The sequence below is a fragment of the Nocardia sp. NPDC050717 genome, assembly GCF_040654275.1.
Taxonomy (GTDB): domain Bacteria; phylum Actinomycetota; class Actinomycetes; order Mycobacteriales; family Mycobacteriaceae; genus Nocardia.
In genome coordinates this window covers 39,313-54,250 of the sequence record NZ_JBFAHR010000024.1, presented here as the reverse complement: position 1 = coordinate 54,250, position 14,938 = coordinate 39,313, and the positions used below count along the sequence as shown (strand labels likewise).

The window sequence follows — 14,938 nt, the reverse complement described above, 5'->3', positions numbered from 1 at the left end:
AACTGCCTGGCCGCGCTGGCCTGGACCCAGCAGGTGCACAAGGCGTGGATGGGCGAGCACGGCGGCTCGGTGGTGAACGTGTCGTCGGTGGCGGGGATCAAGCCCGCGCCCGGCATCGGCTTCTACGGCGCCAGCAAGGCGATGCTGACCTACCTCACCCAGGAACTGGCCGTGGAACTCGGCCCGGACATCCGCGTCAACGCGGTGGCGCCCGCCGTGGTGAAGACCAAGTTCGCCACCGCGCTCTACGAGGGGCGTGAGCAGGAAGTTTCCAGCGCTTACCCCCTGAAGCGGCTGGGCGTGCCCGAGGATATAGCCGGCGCGGTGACATTCCTGCTGTCCGCCGACGCCGCGTGGATCACCGGTCAGCTGCTCGTCGTCGACGGCGGCATCACGCTGACCGGCGGCGTCTGAACCACCATCCCCAGGAGGAGAATTCCATGAGCACCACCACCAGAACAGCCATCGTCACCGGCGCGGCCCGCGGCATCGGCGCCGGCGTGGCCCGCCGCCTGGCCGCCGACGGCCTGGCCGTCGCGGTCGTCGACCTCGACGAGGCCGCCTGTAAGCCGGTCGTGGCGGAGATCGAGGCCGCCGGTGGCCGGGCGATCGCGATCGGCGCCGACGTCTCGGACGAGGCCGCTGTCGCGGCCGCCGTGGAGCGGGTCGCCGCCGAGCTCGGCGCGCCGACCGTGCTGGTCAACAACGCGGGCGTCATCCGCGACAACATGCTGTTCAAGATGAGCACCGACGACTGGGACCTCGTGATGAACGTGCACCTGCGCGGCGCGTTCCTGATGACGCGGGCCGCCCAGAAGTACATGACCGAGGCGAAGTTCGGCCGCATCGTCAACCTGTCGAGCACCTCGGCGCTCGGCAACCGCGGCCAGGCCAACTACTCCGCCGCCAAGGCGGGTGTGCAGGGCTTCACCAAGACCCTGGCCCTGGAACTCGGCAAGTTCGGCGTCACCGCCAACGCCATCGCGCCCGGTTTCATCGAGACCGAGATGACCGCGGCCACGGCCGCGCGGATCGGTGTCCCGTTCGAGGACTTCAAGGCCTTCGCGGCCAAGGAGATCCCGGTCGCGCGCACCGGCGTGCCCGACGACATCGCCCACGCCGTGTCGTTCTTCGTCAGCGAGGGCGCGGGGTTCGTCTCCGGGCAGGTGCTCTACGTGGCCGGAGGTCCCAAGGCATGAGGACATTCGACGGTCTGGCCGAGCTCGAAGCCGCTGTCGGCACCCACCTCGGCTACTCCGAGTGGCATGCCGTCACCCAGGATCAGGTGAACACCTTCGCCGAGGCGACCGGTGACCACCAGTGGATCCACGTCGACACCGAGAAGGCCGCGCAGGGGCCCTTCGGCACCACCATCGCCCACGGCTACCTCACCCTGTCGCTGGTGCCGATGCTGGTCTCGGAGATCTACCGGATCGAGGGCGTCAAGATGGGCGTCAACTACGGGTCCAACAAGCTGCGCTTCCCCGCGCCGGTTCCGGTCGGGTCGAAGGTGCGCGCCGGGGTCGAGCTCGTCTCGGTCGCGCCGGGGGCGGGCGGGCACCTGGTCACCGCGAAGGTCGTGATCGAGCGCGAGGGCGGCGACAAGCCGGTCTGCGTGGTCGAGACCGTCTCGCTCGTGGTGGCGTGATGGCGTCCGGCACCGAGCTGCCCGGCCTCGATCTCGGCCGCCTCGGCCCGTGGCTGCGCGCGACCGTCCCCGGGGTCGGCGCCGAACTCACCGGACAGGTGCTGGCGGGCGGCAGGTCAAACCTCACCTACACGGTCGGCGACGGCACGTCGTCCTGGATCGTGCGCAGGCCGCCGCTGGGCCATGTGCTGGCGACCGCGCACGACATGGCGCGCGAGTACCGGGTGATGGCGGCGCTGCGGCAGACCTCGGTGCCGGTCCCCGCCATGTACGCGCTGTGCGAGGACGCCGAGGTCATCGGCGCGCCGTTCTACGTGATGGAACTGGTCGACGGCCGGCCGTACCGGCATGCCGCCGAACTCGCCGACCTGGGACCGCGACGCACCAGGGCGATGTCGGCCGCGCTGGTCGACACCCTCGCCGACCTGCACGCCGTCGACCCGGCCGCGGTCGGGCTCGCCGATTTCGGCAGGCCGGAGGGCTTTCTCACCCGTCAGGTGAGTCGCTGGAAGAAGCAGCTCGACGCCTCCCGGACCCGCGACCTGCCGCTGGCCGACGAGCTGCACGCGCTCCTGGCCGCCGACGTCCCGGCCGAATCGACCGTGGGGATCGTGCACGGCGACTACCGGCTCGACAACGTGCTCGTCGACGACCGGGACCGCCCGGCGGCCGTGATCGACTGGGAGATGGCCACTCTCGGTGACCCGCTCACCGACCTGGCGTTGATGGTCGTCTACGGGCGGCTGGCCGAGCAGCTCGGGCGCAACGCCGTCGTCGCGGACGCGACCTCGGCCCCCGGGTTCCTGACCGAGGACGAGATCATCGCGCGCTACACCGCGCGCAGCGACCGCGACATGTCCCGGTTCGGCTTCTACCTCGGCCTCGCCGCGTTCAAACTGGCCGTGATCATCGAAGGCATCCACTACCGCTTCCTGCACGGGCAGACCGTCGGCGCGGGTTTCGATGCCCTCGGTGACGCGGTCGAACCCCTGCTCGACACCGGCCGCACCGCCTTGAAGGAGCATCGCTGATGGACTTCGCCTACGACGCGCGCACCGAGGAATTGCGTGCCACGCTGCTGGAATTCATGGACAGCCACGTCTATCCGGCCGAAGCGGAGTTCGCCGCGCAGATCGCGCGGCTGGACGACCGCTGGGCCTGGGACTCGGTGCCCGTGCTGGCCGAGCTGCGCGCCGAGGCCCGCCGCCGCGGTCTGTGGAATCTGTTCCTGCCCGGCGAGCACGGCGCGGGCCTGACCAACGCCCAGTACGCGCCGCTGGCCGAGATCACCGGCCGCAGCGCGCACCTGGCGCCCGCGGTGTTCAACTGCGCCGCGCCCGACACCGGCAACATGGAGGTGCTCGCGCTCTTCGGCGACGAGTCCCAGCGCGAGCGGTGGCTGGAACCGTTGCTGGACGGGCGGATTCGCTCGGCCTTCGCGATGACCGAACCCGATGTCGCGTCGTCGGACGCGACGAACATCGCCACCAGGATCGAACGCGACGGCGACGACTACGTCCTCAACGGCCGCAAGTGGTGGATCACCGGGGCCATGAACCCCAACTGCCGGATCTTCATCGTCATGGGCAAGACCGATCCCTCGGCCGGACGGCACCGCCAGCAGTCGATGATCCTCGTGCCCCGCGACACCCCCGGCCTGGAAATCCAGCGCGGCATGGAGGTTTTCGGCTACGACGACCACGACCACGGCGGGCACGCCGAGCTGTCGTTCACCGATGTCCGGGTGCCCGCGGCCAACCTGATCGGCGGGGAGGGCGACGGTTTCGCCATCGCCCAGGCCCGCCTCGGGCCCGGCCGGATCCATCACTGCATGCGCTCGATCGGTATCGCCGAACGAGCCGTCGAGCTCATGTGCGCCCGCGCCGAGCAGCGCGTCGCGTTCGGCAAGCCGCTGTCGGAGCAGGGTGTGATCCGTGACTGGATCGCCGAATCACGGGTCAAGCTCGAACAACTGCGGCTGCTGGTGCTCAAGACCGCCTGGCTGATGGACACCGTCGGAAACAAGGGGGCGCACACCGAGATCCAGGCGATCAAGATCGCCACCCCGTCCACCGTGCAGTGGATTCTCGACAAGGCCATCCAGGTCCACGGCGCCGGTGGGCTGTCCCAGGACTTCCCGCTCGCCGCGGCCTACGCCGGCATCCGGACACTGCGCTTCGCCGACGGCCCGGACGAGGTCCACAAGAACGCGCTCGCCAAGAGCGAGCTGAGCAGGCAGCGGGAGACGCGATGACCCTCGACGAATTGACCGGGCGGATCGAGGAATTCCTCGCCGCCAACGACCCGGCCACCACCGACCGGCTCGACTTCCTGCGCGCCCGCTACGACGCCGGACTGGCCTGGGTGTACTTCCCGGCCGGGCACGGCGGCCTCGGCCTGTCGCGCGGCTGGCAGCCCGAGGTCGACCGCCTGTTCGCCGAAGCCGGTGCGCCGGACAACAATCCGAGCGCCAATGTCATCGGGCTCGGCATGGCGGGCCCGACGATCCTCGCCTGCGGTACCGAGGAACAGAAGAAGCGGTTCCTGCGTCCGCTGTGGACCGGCGAACAGATCTGGTGCCAGCTGTTCAGTGAGCCCGGCGCCGGATCCGACCTGGCCAACGTGAGCACCCGCGCGGTCCGCGACGGCGACGAGTGGGTCGTCAACGGCCAGAAGGTGTGGACCTCGAGCGCGCATCTGGCGCAGTTCGCGATCCTGCTGGCCCGCACCGACACCGGAATCCCCAAGCACCGCGGCATGACCTTCTTCCTCATCGATATGACCCAGCCCGGGGTGGAGGTGCGCCCGCTGCGGCAGATCACCGGGGAGGCCGAGTTCAACGAGGTCTTCCTGACCGATGCCAGGGTGCCCGACACGCAGCGCCTCGGCGCCGAGGGCGACGGCTGGCGGGTCGCCAACACCACGCTCAACACCGAGCGGGTCGCGATCGGCGGCAAGGACTCCGCGCGCGAGGACGGCATGATCGGCGTGGTCGCCCGCACCTGGCGCGCGCACCCCGACCGGCGCACCCCGGAACTGCACGATCGGCTGCTGCGCCTGTGGGTCGACGCCGAGGTCGCCCGGCTGACCGGCGCGCGCCTGCAGCAGAAGCTGGCCAAGGGGATGCCGGGTCCGGAGGGCTCGGCGATGAAGCTGATCTTCGCGAAATGCGCGCAGCAGCTGTCCGGCCTCGAACTCGAGCTGCTGGGGGAGCAGGGCCTGCGCTACTCCGACTGGACCATGGTGCGGCCCGAGTCCGTCGACTTCAACGGCCGCGACGCCGGCTACCGCTACCTGCGGGCCAAGGGCAACTCGATCGAGGGCGGCACCTCGGAGATCCTGCGCAACATCGTCGCCGAGCGGGTGCTCGGCCTCCCCGCCGAACCGCGGACCGACAAGGACCGCCCCTGGAAGGACATCGCGCGATGAACGACCTGAACCTGGTCTACACCGAGGTGGAGGACGAGCTGCGCGGCGTCGTCTCCGCGGTCCTGTCCACGCACTGCGCACCCGCCGCGGTCACCGCGCTCTACGACGGCGACCGCGCGCTGGTCGCTGGTCTCTGGAAGAACATCGCCGTCGACCTCGGCCTGGCGGGACTGCTCGTCCCCGAGGAACTCGGCGGCGCGGGCGCATCGGCCCGCGAGGCCGCCGTGGTGCTCGAGGAGCTCGGCCGGTTCGCCGCGCCGGTGCCGTTCCTCACCAGCGCGGTCGTCGCGACCACCGCCCTGCTCGGCGCCGCCGACCCGCTGCTCGGCGCGCTCGCGGCGGGGGAGCGGACCGCGGCGCTGGCGGTGCCGCTGTCGCTGGCGCCGGACGAGCCGATCCCCACCTTCGCCCTCGGCGCCGACGGCACTCTCAGCGGCACGGTGACCAGTGTCGCGGGCGCGCTCGAAGCCGATGTGCTGCTGGTGCCCGCCACCGGGCCCGACGGGATCGCGCTCTACGCGGTCGCTGCCGCCGATGCCGAACTCGCGCCGGTCGTTTCCCTGGATATGAGCCGTCAGCTGGCGGATCTCACCCTGCGCGCGGCGCCGGCGCGGCGCGTGGCGGGTGACGGTGCCGACGCGGTACGGCGCGCGCTCACCGCCGGGGCGGCGCTGCTGGCCTCCGAGCAGTACGGCGTGGCCAGGTGGTGCCTGGAGGATACGGTCGCCTACCTGAAGGAACGTCGCCAGTTCGGGCGCGTCGTCGGCGGCTTCCAGGCGATCAAACACCGGCTCGCCGACCTCTACACCGAGATCGAATCCGCCGCTGCCGCGGCCAGATACGCCGCGGCCACGCTCGCGGCGGACGACGCCGACCTCGCGGTGGCGGCGAGTGTCGCCCAGGCCTACTGCGGCGATGTCGCGGTCCACGCCGCGGAGGAAGCGGTGCAGTTGCACGGCGGCATGGGCATGACCTGGGAGCATCCGGCGCACCTGTATCTCAAGCGCGCCAAGGCCGACCAGATCGCCCTCGGCACCGCCGGTCACCACCGCGCGCGCCTGGCCGAGCTGATCGACCTGCCCGCGTAGCGCGCTACTTTCGGCGCGCGCGGAGCCGGTCGCGTTCGGCGCGCAGCGCGGCGACCGTGTCCTCGAGTTCGAGGATGCGGGCGACCGCGGTCAGGTTGACGCCCTCGCCGGTGAGCGTGGTGATGCGGTGCAGGCGGGTCAGGTCGTCGCCGCTGTATCGCCGCGTGCCACCGGCGCTGCGGGCCGGCGTGATCAGGCCGTGCTGCTCGTAGAGGCGCAACGTCTGGACACCGATCCCGGCCAGCTCGGCGGCGACCGAGATCGCGTACACGGCCTGCCCGGCTGTCGGCAGGCCGTCGGAGGGGGAGACCATCTGTTCCTCTCTTCGCTTCCCGTCTTTCTCCTGTCAGGTTACTTGTCTTCGATACTTGCACTCTCCTCGGTAGAGTGCTAGATAATATCTATGTCAGATTACACAGGTTATCTGATTTGGAGCCTACCGAGATAGGAGTGAGTTGGAGGTGGCGACCATGTTGATGCGTACCGATCCGTTCCGAGAGCTGGATCGCGTGACACAGCAGGTGTTCGGCACAGCGGCTCGTCCGGCGGCCATGCCCATGGACGCCTGGCGCGACGGTGACGAGTTCATCGTCGAATTCGATCTGCCGGGAATGGACCCGGATTCGCTGGATCTCGATGTCGAACGCAATGTGGTGACCGTGCGCGCCTCGCGCGCGGAGATCGACGCCGACCGGTCCATGATCGCCGCGGAACGTCCGCGCGGCGTGTTCAGCCGGCAGCTGTTCCTCGGCGAGAGCCTGGACACCGACCAGATCCGCGCCGACTATCGCGACGGCGTCCTGCGGCTGGCGATCCCGGTCGCGGAGCGGGCCAAGCCCCGCAAGATCGAGATCTCGCGGCACCGCGAGCCACAGGCCATCAACGCCTGATCAGTCCCCAGGGAGTTACTCGACCAGGTGGCCGGACCGCGACGGTCCGGCCATCGTTCGACCCGGCATCCGAGGACCGCCATGCACACCACCGATCGACATCCCGTCACCGTTCCCGCCGAACCCGCCGTCGTCTGGCCCGAACCCAGCCCGCTCGACACCTGGTGGACCGAGATCATGGACGGCGTCCCGCCGCGCCGCGATCAGCCGTCTCCCCGCGCGGGCTCCACCGCGCCCGGCTAGGCGCCGAGGCCGATCGTCGCGGTGGCGCGGCCGAAGATCTTCTTGCCCGCGCTGTGCGCGGCCAGGGCCACGGTGGCGGTGCGCGCCGCGCGGTCGACGGATTTCACCCTGCCGGTGTACTCGATCGACGCGCCCGCGTTGCCGACGTAGACCGGGCTCGTCAGGCGCACCGCGTACGCCCGCAGGGCGCCGGGGTCGCGGGTCCAGGCGGTGAGGAATCCCGCGCCGAGGCCGATCGTCAGCATGCCCTGGGCCACCGGCGCTTTCAGGCCCGCCGCCGCGGCGGCATCGTGATTCCAGTGGATCGGGTTCGGGTCGCCGGCGACACCGGCGTAGTTGACCAGATCGCCCGGGGTGAGAGTGACGGTGCGCGTGGGGAGTTCGTCGCCCACCGCGATCGCGTCGACCGGAATGCGGTATCCGGCGGCGCTGGTCACCCGCGGCTCGCGTGGCGCCGCCGCCGGTGCGTGCGCGCCGTGCTGGTGCGGCCTGGCGGACGTTCTGCATCATCACGTGCGCGCAGGCGCGGGCGGCCGAGGTGTCCACGTCCGGTCTGCCGACGAACGTCGTCCAGGTGGACAGGCACAGTTCCCCGTGACCGTCGACGGCCTCGCAGCGGAACCGGAAGATGTCGCCGCCGAAAGCGCGGCGAAACGATTCGAAATGCACCGCGAACGTCAATTCGTCCGCCGCGACAACGGGTTTGCCGAAGGTGACGACATAGTCGGTCTGCATGATCTGGCTCATGTCGTACCCGTGCGCGACATGGTCGAACATCGCGATCTGCGCCAGGAACGCGGGGACGGAGGTGAACGTGGGCGGCGCCACGAGGCCGGGATAACCCAGCTCCCCGGCCGCCGACTCGCTCCAGTGGGCGCGGTGACCGTCCTGCACGGCGCGGGCGAATTCCCGAATCTTCTCCCGTCCCACCACATATCGATCGGCGCAGTGGTACGAACAGCCGACCGCGTCGGCTGGATCGTCGGTGATGGCTGGTGCGTCGAGGTCGCTCGGCATCATGAGTGTCGCCACCCGGCGAAGGTAGCTGATGGGTAACTGGGGCGGCGAGTAACCCGCGATCCTCGCCGTGTCGCGCTCCGCAGGCCCGGCAACCACCGGCTGCCGGTCGTTCCAGGATGGCGCATTCGGGCTCGTCATTGGTCACGATATGACCGTCAAATAGGTGTCGATCGCCGCGCGGTCGAATTCCGGGCGAATATCGAGTTACCCGACGGTCCGGTCGCTCGATTACAGTGCAGGAATCGAAGTGCACCCATTCGGCGGAGGTGTGGACATGACCGATTCCCCGCGAGTGATTCCGCCGGTGCACGTCGCCCGCGGTCCGGCCGACCATCTCATCCGGCCGAGTGGCGATACCCCGGTGCGGCCGACGGGTGTGGTGCGCGAGGACACGAAACGGGTCGCGGTGTCGCCGGTGACCGAGCCGCCCGCGCCGCCGGACGACTCGCCCGAACGCGTCGCCCAGCGCGCGAGAATCAAGAAATTCGTGCTCACCGTCGTCGGTATCGCCGCGCTCGGCGGGGCGCTGTTCGGGTACGACACCGGCGTCATCTCGGGCGTGCTCGTCTTCCTCACGCCCGACTTCGGCCTCAGCCAGACCCAGGTCGGCGTCATCACCAGTTCGCTGCTGGTGGGCGCGGCGATCGGCTCGATCTCCGGTGGGTGGATGGCGGATCGCTGGGGCAGGCGCGCCACCCTGCTGTTCGCCGGCGTGCTGTTCTTCGTCGCGGGGCTGGCCCAGGCGCTCTCGCCCGGACCCACCGCCATGATCATCACGCGGCTGTTCCTCGGCGTCGCGGTCGGCACCGCCTCACTCGTGGTCCCGATGTACGTCTCGGAGATCGCGCCGGCCACCTATCGGGGCCGGCTCGTGTCGATGAACAGTTTGGCCATCGCCGGCGGGCAGTTGCTGGCCTACGTCATCAACGCGGCGCTCGCGCCGACCGGGAATTGGCGGCTCATGCTGGCGATGGCGGTGATTCCCGCGGTCGCGCTCGTGGCCGGCATGTATTTCATGCCGGATTCCCCGCGCTGGTATCTGGGAAAAGGCAGGGAGGACGACGCCAGAAAGGTGCTGCGCCGCTCCTATTACCCGGAGAATGTCGAGCCGACCATTCAGCAGATCGAACAATCCGCGGCCGCCGACGCGGCGGTGAAACAGAGCCTGCGCGAGCAGCTCGGGAAACCGAAGGTGCGCGCGTTGTTCATCACCGGGTGCGGGCTGGCCGTGATTCAGCAATTCGTCGGCGTCAACACCGTGGTGTACTACGCGCCGTCCACGCTGACGGCCGCCGGAATGGGCGACAACGCCGCGGTCACGTCCTCGATCGGGATCGGTGTCGGCGCGGTGCTCGGTGTGCTCATCGGCATGACGCTGATCGACCGGATCGGTCGCCGTCCGCTCATGTTCCTCGGCTTGGCGGTCATGATCGTCGCGCTGCTCGGCATGGCCTTCGTCGAGCGGATGACGCAGAATTCCACCACCGGTTACCTGCTGCTGGTCCTGATGGTCGTCTACATCTCGGCGTTCCAGGTCGGCGTCGGCGTACCGACCTGGCTGCTGCTGTCGGAGATCTTCCCCGCACCCATCCGCGCGACGGCGATGAGCATCACCACCTTCATCATCTGGGCGGGCAACTTCGTTGTCTCCCTGGTGTTCCCGCCGCTGGGTGAGCGGTGGGGCGCCTCGGCGATGTTCCTGATCTTCGCCGCGGTCTCGGCGCTGTCGCTGGTGTTCTGTTACCGGCGGGTGCCCGAGACCAAGGGTGTGTCGCTGGATCAGATCACCGCGGCCGCGGAGAGCTGACGCGCCGCTCAGTGCTCGACGTCGTAGATCAGTTTGGTGACGCCGTTGCGGTAGCTGTCCGAATCCCGCAGGCGCAGTTGCTGTTTGGGGCGGTCGGCGTGGCTGAACAGGCTCTTGCCCGCGCCGAGCAGCACCGGGAAGACCAGCAGGTTGTAGCGGTCGATCAGGTCGGCGTCGGCCAGGCCCCTGGCGAGCTCGGCGCTGCCGTGGATGTAGACGGCGCCGCCTTCTGTCCGCTTGAGCGCGGCGACGTCGTCGGTGCCGCGCAGGATCGTGATCTCGCCCCAGCCGTCGATCAGCTGATCCTGCGACAGCGAGGAGGACACCACGTACTTGGGCAGATCCTTGTAGGCGGCGTGATCCTCGGAGTCGCGCCAGATCGGCGCGAAGGCCTCGTAGCTGCGGCGGCCGAACATCAGCGCCGTGGTGTCGGCGAGCTCCTCGCCTTTGAGCGAGAACGCCTCGGGCACGAACTCGGTCTGCATCACCCACCCGCCGCTGCGGTGCCCCTCGACGGTGCCGCCGGGCGAATCGACCACCCCGTCGAGTGACATGAAGCCTGTGTAAACCAGTTCGCGTGCCACCGGATCCTCCTGTTGTCGAGCGTCGACACCGACCACCGCCACCCCGGGCGATCAGGGCGCCGGGCGGTCGATCTGTTCCCGCAGGATATCGCCGTGCCCGGCGTGCCTGGCGAATTCCTCGATCATGGCGAGCAGGGTCCACCGCATGCTGACGGTGCCCTCACCCGGAATGTCGATCGTGTCGTCGAGGTCGAAGCGGGCCGCGATCTCCCTGGACCGCAGCCCGGCGCGCTCGTACTCGGCGATCACGTCGGCGACCGTCTCGTCGTCGGCGACCGCGAAGGTCCCCTCGTCCCGCCGTGAGTATCCATCGCACGCGGACTCGTCGAGTCCCGCCCAGAACCGCTGGAACCAGATCCGCTCCGCCGCGGCCGCATGCTTGAGCAGCGAGATCGGGGTGGTCAGCGACGCGACGAGCCGCCGGCGCGCGTCCTGCTCGGACAGTCCGCGCACGGTCGCCACGAGCGCCTCGCGGTTGCGGTCGAGCGTGTTCTCGATGAGCGCGCGTTCGCCGCCCTCGGTGATCCTGGTGGTACCCATGGACATTCACTCCGATCGATGGTGTGGGGACAGGAGGCCGATGCGTCATCGGCCGTGGGTGTTCTCGAAAGGGGGATCGGGCGTGCGTGGAGATCGTCGCGGTTCCCGCGGAAACGGCGCTACCAGGCGACGCGGATGGTCACCCGGGCCGGAGATGTGCACGGCCGCCATCCACAGTATGCCCGAGCCGCCGGATCCGCGGAAAATCCGGTCGCGGGAGGGTTCGTCGGCGACTTCGCCGTCCCGCCACCCGAGCCCGCACCGGTCACCACCATCGCGTGGCGGCTCGGTCACGTGATCTTCCTGCTCGAGGCCACCGCGAACTGCTGCACCACGGCGCGGAGGTCGCCCTGCTGCGCGACCTGTATCGCGCGGGGCTGCGACGGTGATCAGAGGATCGACAAGGTCTTCCGCCGGAGCGTCACAGTTCGGACCAGGGGACGCCGAGCCATGGTGCGGTTCGTCCGGTGATCAGCTGGAGGTGGAAGTCCGGGCCGTCGTGTGCGCGTTCCGCTTCGGGATCGGTCAGTTGACTGATGGTGCAGAGATAGTCGCCGTCGGGGAGCTCGATACCGGACCCGTAGCTGTCCCTGTCGTCGTCCACGGCGGAGTCCGCGAACTGGGCAGCCATGGTGACCGTGTCCAGAGTGACCACGACCAACTCGCCGCGCGTCACGGTGATGGGGCCGGTGATCTGCCGGATGATCGGCAGCCGGGGATCGACAGGCGAATCCGAGAGGTCGATCCGCCACTGCTCCTCGCCGCCGGTTCCCCAGAGCAGTATCGTCCGCTGCCGCATCTCCGATTCGACGCGCTCGAACAGTGACTCCAAGGTCCAGTCTTCGCCCACGAACGAGGTGTACGCGTGGGGGTCGACGAGGCCGAGGAATCCCGAGTCGTCGGCCATCGCGTCGATCCGATGCTGAAGCTGTGCCATGCGGTGGTCCTCCCGGGACGATCACTGAACCCTACCGGGCGCGTCCCCGACCGAACATCGAACCACTGCAACGACATTCGCGAAGTCTCGAAACCCACCAACTTGCTGAATTGGCAACCATCCTTGCTATTTCTGCGCGCTATGGGTGACGCTTGCGGTCCGGATCGCCACTGTCGACCACCAGGAAGCACCGATGCTCACAGCCCTTCGTTCAGTCCGAGCGGCGGGAATCGCCGCCCTCGTCGCCCTGCTCACCCTCTGCTCCGCGGCCTGCGTCACCACGGCCGCGGAGGAGGTGCCCGCGTACGCGCGGGTCACCCACGGAGACCCCGCCTTCGACCAGACCTTCCGGCACGAATTCGCCGACGTCGACGGCGTGCGAATGCACTACGTGACCGGCGGCAGCGGTTCGCCGGTGGTGCTGCTGCACGGGTGGCCGCAGACCTGGTACGGCTGGTGGCCGATCATGCCCGCCCTCGCCGAGAAGCACACGGTCTACGCCATCGATCTGCCCGGACTCGGCGACAGCACGGGCGTGCCGACGGATTACAGCAAGGCCACGCTGGCCCGGTACGTCCACACCCTCGTCGCCGAGCATCTAGGCGTGCGCGACGCGCGGATCATCGGCCACGATTTCGGCGCCGCCGTGGCCTACCAGTACGCCAGCCGGTTCCCCGCCGACACGGCCCGCCTCGGCTACCTCGACCTCCCGCTCCCCGGGCCGGCGATCGACGCGGCCACCTACCGTTCCATGAGCTGGCACATCGCTTTCCACTCGCAGCGTGCGGTCCCCGAAGCGGTGGTCGCCGACGATGTGCGCGAGTATCTTTCGCTGTTCTATCCCCAAGTGTCCTTCGGTGGAACGGCTTTCGGCGGAACGGCGCGGACCTCCCCGTTCACCGCCGCCGATATCGACGAGTACGCGCGCACCTACGGCAAGCCCGACAGTCTCACCGGCGGCTTCGAGCTGTATCGAACCCTCGACCGCGACGTCCGCGACACGATCGACTCCGCGCCGACGGCCATCCCGACGCTGCTCATGACCGCGCAGGGCCAGCTCGACCCGGTCCGCGCGACCGCGGCCCCGCGCATGACGAACATCGTCCGCGCCGTGGACGTCCCGAACGCCGGCCACTGGCTCGTCGAGGAGAACCCCGACGTCGTCACCACCGAACTGTTGCGATTCCTGGCCGGCTGACTGTCCGCCGCGGTTCTCGCGCACACGGGCGAATGAGCGCGCGGATGCCCTTCGCGGCACCGGCGTACCAGTTGTGAGGGTCGTCGCGTTCGGCTCGCTCGGCGGGCAAAACTAGAACGTGTTCTAGTAGGATTCGGCTATGGAACGACTCACCGGACTGGATGCCAGTTTCCTCTATCTGGAGACCGACACCCAGCATCTCCACGTCTGCGCCCTGCTGATCCTCGACCCGGCCGACGGGCCGTACTCGTTCGACCATCTCCGCGCCGAGCTCGGCAGACGCCTACCGCTCATCCCGCACATGCGCCGCCGGGTCCATCCGGTGCCGTTCAATCTGGACCATCCACTCTGGGTGGACGACGCCGATTTCGACATCGACAACCACATCCGGCGCGTCGCGCTGCCGGAGCCCGGTGGCACGGCTGCTCTCGCCGAGCTGATCGGTGACATCGCGAGCACGCCGATGGACCGCGCTCGGCCGCTGTGGGAGATGTCGGTGGTGGAGGGGCTCGACGACGGCAAGGTGGCGGTGGTGTGCAAGTACCACCACTCGGCCGTCGACGGCATCACCGGCACCAACATGATGATGCATCTGTGCGACCTGGAACCGGGCCTGTCCCGGCCGGAACCGGAACCGTGGCAACCGGAACCGGTACCCGGTGATCTCGAGCTCGCCGCCCGCGCGGCGGTCCGCTTCCCGGCGCGGGCCGGCATGCTCGGCATGGTGCCCAAGACCCTGGGGATGGTCGCCGGGTTCGCGCAGCGGCGGCGCAACGACCAGAAGGGCATGGAACTGCCGTTCTCGGCGCCGCGCACCCCGTTCAACCAGGCCGTCACCGCGGCCCGAGCGGTCTCGTTCACCAAGACCGACCTGGATGCGATCAAGGAGATCAAGGCCGCGTTCGGAGTGAAGGTGAACGACGTCGTGCTGACCGTCGTCGGTGGGGTGCTGCGGCGCTACCTGGCCGATCACGACGCGCTGCCCGACCGGTCCCTGATCGCCTCCGTGCCGGTGTCGGTGCACGAATCCACCCGGCACACCGAGGGCATCAACAAGGTCTCGACGCTGTTCTGCCGCCTCGGCACCGACCTCGCCGATCCGGTGGAGCGGCTCGAGGCGCTGGCCGTGGCGAACCGGGAGGCCAAGGCCGAACACGACCTGATCGGTGCCGACTTCCTGCAGGACTGGTCGAAGTACGCCCCGCCCAACACCTTCCGGCTCGCCTCCCGCGTGTACTCGTCACTGAAGCTGGCCGAACGGCACCCGGTCGTGCACAACCTGGTGGTCTCGAACGTGCCGGGCCCGCCGATGCCGCTGTACTTCCTCGGCGTCCGGGTGGACGGCATGTACCCGTTCGGTCCGGTCTTCCACGGCGCCGGGCTCACCGTCACCGTGCTGTCCAACTGTGGCGACCTGGATTTCGGCTTCATCGCCTGTCGCGATCTGGTCCCCGACGTCGACGCGCTCGCGGCCGCCGTGCCCGCCGTGGTCGACGATCTGCTGGCCGCGGCCCGCGCCAGGGGCTGACCACCCGCCCGACCGGCCTGTTCGCC

The 14,938-nt window shown here is 69.3% G+C and carries 17 protein-coding genes and 2 pseudogenes; 13 read left to right on the top strand and 6 right to left on the bottom strand.

What is annotated here, in order from left to right; all coding sequences use genetic code 11:
- From AB0H56_RS30435 to AB0H56_RS30405, 7 genes are all read left to right on the top strand, one after another.
- Positions 1-414, top strand: a 414-nt coding sequence (locus tag AB0H56_RS30435) for an SDR family oxidoreductase (protein ID WP_357169787.1), incomplete at its 5' end; no start/stop codon positions are given.
- Positions 415-440: 26 nt separating this feature from the next.
- Complete coding sequence (locus AB0H56_RS30430) at positions 441-1,199, top strand: SDR family oxidoreductase (RefSeq protein WP_357169784.1); 759 nt, start codon at positions 441-443, stop codon at positions 1,197-1,199.
- On the top strand, positions 1,196-1,648 hold the full coding sequence (locus AB0H56_RS30425; RefSeq protein ID WP_357169781.1) for a MaoC family dehydratase: 453 nt from the start codon (positions 1,196-1,198) through the stop codon (positions 1,646-1,648). The genes AB0H56_RS30430 and AB0H56_RS30425 overlap by 4 nt, the downstream gene beginning before the upstream one ends.
- Positions 1,648-2,679 (top strand): phosphotransferase family protein, encoded by a 1,032-nt coding sequence (locus AB0H56_RS30420; RefSeq protein WP_357169778.1) that lies wholly within the window; start codon positions 1,648-1,650, stop codon positions 2,677-2,679. The genes AB0H56_RS30425 and AB0H56_RS30420 overlap by 1 nt, the downstream gene beginning before the upstream one ends.
- Positions 2,679-3,902 carry an acyl-CoA dehydrogenase family protein gene (locus tag AB0H56_RS30415; protein WP_357169775.1) on the top strand — a complete coding sequence of 408 codons (1,224 nt, stop codon included), beginning with the start codon at positions 2,679-2,681 and terminating at the stop codon, positions 3,900-3,902. The genes AB0H56_RS30420 and AB0H56_RS30415 overlap by 1 nt, the downstream gene beginning before the upstream one ends.
- Positions 3,899-5,077 (top strand): acyl-CoA dehydrogenase family protein, encoded by a 1,179-nt coding sequence (locus AB0H56_RS30410; RefSeq protein WP_357169772.1) that lies wholly within the window; start codon positions 3,899-3,901, stop codon positions 5,075-5,077. The genes AB0H56_RS30415 and AB0H56_RS30410 overlap by 4 nt, the downstream gene beginning before the upstream one ends.
- The gene (locus AB0H56_RS30405) at positions 5,074-6,165 is read left to right on the top strand and encodes an acyl-CoA dehydrogenase family protein (RefSeq protein ID WP_357169769.1); all 1,092 of its coding nucleotides are present in this window, start codon (positions 5,074-5,076) and stop codon (positions 6,163-6,165) included. The genes AB0H56_RS30410 and AB0H56_RS30405 overlap by 4 nt, the downstream gene beginning before the upstream one ends.
- Before the next feature lie 4 nt (positions 6,166-6,169).
- Here the strand turns inward: AB0H56_RS30405 and AB0H56_RS30400 are convergent, their stop codons facing one another.
- Positions 6,170-6,478 carry a MerR family transcriptional regulator gene (locus AB0H56_RS30400; RefSeq protein WP_357169766.1) on the bottom strand — a complete coding sequence of 103 codons (309 nt, stop codon included), beginning with the start codon at positions 6,476-6,478 and terminating at the stop codon, positions 6,170-6,172.
- 157 nt (positions 6,479-6,635) lie between these two features.
- Here AB0H56_RS30400 and AB0H56_RS30395 point away from each other — a divergent pair, with 157 nt between their 5' ends.
- Positions 6,636-7,055: an HSP20 family small heat-shock protein gene (locus tag AB0H56_RS30395; RefSeq protein WP_357169763.1), complete on the top strand. Its 420-nt coding sequence runs from the start codon at positions 6,636-6,638 to the stop codon at positions 7,053-7,055.
- An 81-nt stretch (positions 7,056-7,136) separates the two neighbouring features.
- Entirely contained in the window at positions 7,137-7,298 is a 162-nt protein-coding gene (locus AB0H56_RS30390; protein ID WP_357169761.1) for a hypothetical protein, read from the top strand.
- On the opposite strand, the gene AB0H56_RS30385 is transcribed toward AB0H56_RS30390, so the two are convergent.
- Together AB0H56_RS30385 and AB0H56_RS30380 are read right to left on the bottom strand one after the other, a co-directional pair.
- Positions 7,295-7,735 carry a MaoC/PaaZ C-terminal domain-containing protein gene (locus tag AB0H56_RS30385; RefSeq protein WP_357169758.1) on the bottom strand — a complete coding sequence of 147 codons (441 nt, stop codon included), beginning with the start codon at positions 7,733-7,735 and terminating at the stop codon, positions 7,295-7,297. The two genes, AB0H56_RS30390 and AB0H56_RS30385, sit on opposite strands and share 4 nt — an antisense overlap.
- A 256-nt stretch (positions 7,736-7,991) precedes the next feature.
- Positions 7,992-8,315 (bottom strand): annotated as a pseudogene (locus AB0H56_RS30380) (MaoC family dehydratase N-terminal domain-containing protein); the annotation flags it as partial.
- A 277-nt stretch (positions 8,316-8,592) separates the two neighbouring features.
- Between AB0H56_RS30380 and AB0H56_RS30375 the strand changes: the two are divergent.
- A complete protein-coding gene (locus AB0H56_RS30375) occupies positions 8,593-10,125 on the top strand; it encodes a sugar porter family MFS transporter (protein ID WP_357169755.1) in 1,533 nt (510 codons plus the stop codon).
- Positions 10,126-10,133: 8 nt separating this feature from the next.
- Here the strand turns inward: AB0H56_RS30375 and AB0H56_RS30370 are convergent, their stop codons facing one another.
- A complete protein-coding gene (locus tag AB0H56_RS30370) occupies positions 10,134-10,709 on the bottom strand; it encodes a dihydrofolate reductase family protein (protein ID WP_357169752.1) in 576 nt (191 codons plus the stop codon).
- Positions 10,710-10,760: 51 nt separating this feature from the next.
- Positions 10,761-11,249: a DinB family protein gene (locus AB0H56_RS30365; RefSeq protein ID WP_357169749.1), complete on the bottom strand. Its 489-nt coding sequence runs from the start codon at positions 11,247-11,249 to the stop codon at positions 10,761-10,763.
- A 192-nt stretch (positions 11,250-11,441) separates the two neighbouring features.
- Between AB0H56_RS30365 and AB0H56_RS30360 the strand changes: the two are divergent.
- Positions 11,442-11,638 (top strand): annotated as a pseudogene (locus AB0H56_RS30360) (DinB family protein); the annotation flags it as partial.
- Between the two features lie 32 nt (positions 11,639-11,670).
- Here AB0H56_RS30360 and AB0H56_RS30355 read toward each other — a convergent pair.
- Positions 11,671-12,186, bottom strand: coding sequence for a hypothetical protein (locus AB0H56_RS30355; protein WP_357169746.1), 516 nt, complete (start codon positions 12,184-12,186; stop codon positions 11,671-11,673).
- A 193-nt stretch (positions 12,187-12,379) separates the two neighbouring features.
- Between AB0H56_RS30355 and AB0H56_RS30350 the strand changes: the two genes are divergently transcribed.
- Both AB0H56_RS30350 and AB0H56_RS30345 read left to right on the top strand, forming a co-directional pair.
- Entirely contained in the window at positions 12,380-13,384 is a 1,005-nt protein-coding gene (locus tag AB0H56_RS30350) for an alpha/beta hydrolase (protein WP_357169743.1), read from the top strand.
- Positions 13,385-13,523: 139 nt separating this feature from the next.
- Complete coding sequence (locus AB0H56_RS30345) at positions 13,524-14,912, top strand: wax ester/triacylglycerol synthase family O-acyltransferase (RefSeq protein WP_357169740.1); 1,389 nt, start codon at positions 13,524-13,526, stop codon at positions 14,910-14,912.
- The last annotated feature ends 26 nt before the right edge of the window (positions 14,913-14,938 follow it).

Excerpts from the sequence above, each read along its gene's own strand:
- AB0H56_RS30350 (WP_357169743.1), top strand. The coding sequence starts at position 12,380 with ATGCTCACAGCCCTTCGTTCAGTCCGAGCGGCGGGAATCGCCGCCCTC.
- AB0H56_RS30415 (WP_357169775.1), top strand. The coding sequence starts at position 2,679 with ATGGACTTCGCCTACGACGCGCGCACCGAGGAATTGCGTGCCACGCTG.
- AB0H56_RS30365 (WP_357169749.1), bottom strand. The coding sequence starts at position 11,249 with ATGGGTACCACCAGGATCACCGAGGGCGGCGAACGCGCGCTCATCGAG.
- AB0H56_RS30430 (WP_357169784.1), top strand. The coding sequence starts at position 441 with ATGAGCACCACCACCAGAACAGCCATCGTCACCGGCGCGGCCCGCGGC.
- AB0H56_RS30420 (WP_357169778.1), top strand. The coding sequence starts at position 1,648 with ATGGCGTCCGGCACCGAGCTGCCCGGCCTCGATCTCGGCCGCCTCGGC.
- AB0H56_RS30425 (WP_357169781.1), top strand. The coding sequence starts at position 1,196 with ATGAGGACATTCGACGGTCTGGCCGAGCTCGAAGCCGCTGTCGGCACC.
- AB0H56_RS30410 (WP_357169772.1), top strand. The coding sequence starts at position 3,899 with ATGACCCTCGACGAATTGACCGGGCGGATCGAGGAATTCCTCGCCGCC.
- AB0H56_RS30375 (WP_357169755.1), top strand. The coding sequence starts at position 8,593 with ATGACCGATTCCCCGCGAGTGATTCCGCCGGTGCACGTCGCCCGCGGT.
- AB0H56_RS30390 (WP_357169761.1), top strand. The coding sequence starts at position 7,137 with ATGCACACCACCGATCGACATCCCGTCACCGTTCCCGCCGAACCCGCC.
- AB0H56_RS30405 (WP_357169769.1), top strand. The coding sequence starts at position 5,074 with ATGAACGACCTGAACCTGGTCTACACCGAGGTGGAGGACGAGCTGCGC.
- AB0H56_RS30395 (WP_357169763.1), top strand. The coding sequence starts at position 6,636 with ATGTTGATGCGTACCGATCCGTTCCGAGAGCTGGATCGCGTGACACAG.
- AB0H56_RS30345 (WP_357169740.1), top strand. The coding sequence starts at position 13,524 with ATGGAACGACTCACCGGACTGGATGCCAGTTTCCTCTATCTGGAGACC.
- AB0H56_RS30355 (WP_357169746.1), bottom strand. The coding sequence starts at position 12,186 with ATGGCACAGCTTCAGCATCGGATCGACGCGATGGCCGACGACTCGGGA.
- AB0H56_RS30400 (WP_357169766.1), bottom strand. The coding sequence starts at position 6,478 with ATGGTCTCCCCCTCCGACGGCCTGCCGACAGCCGGGCAGGCCGTGTAC.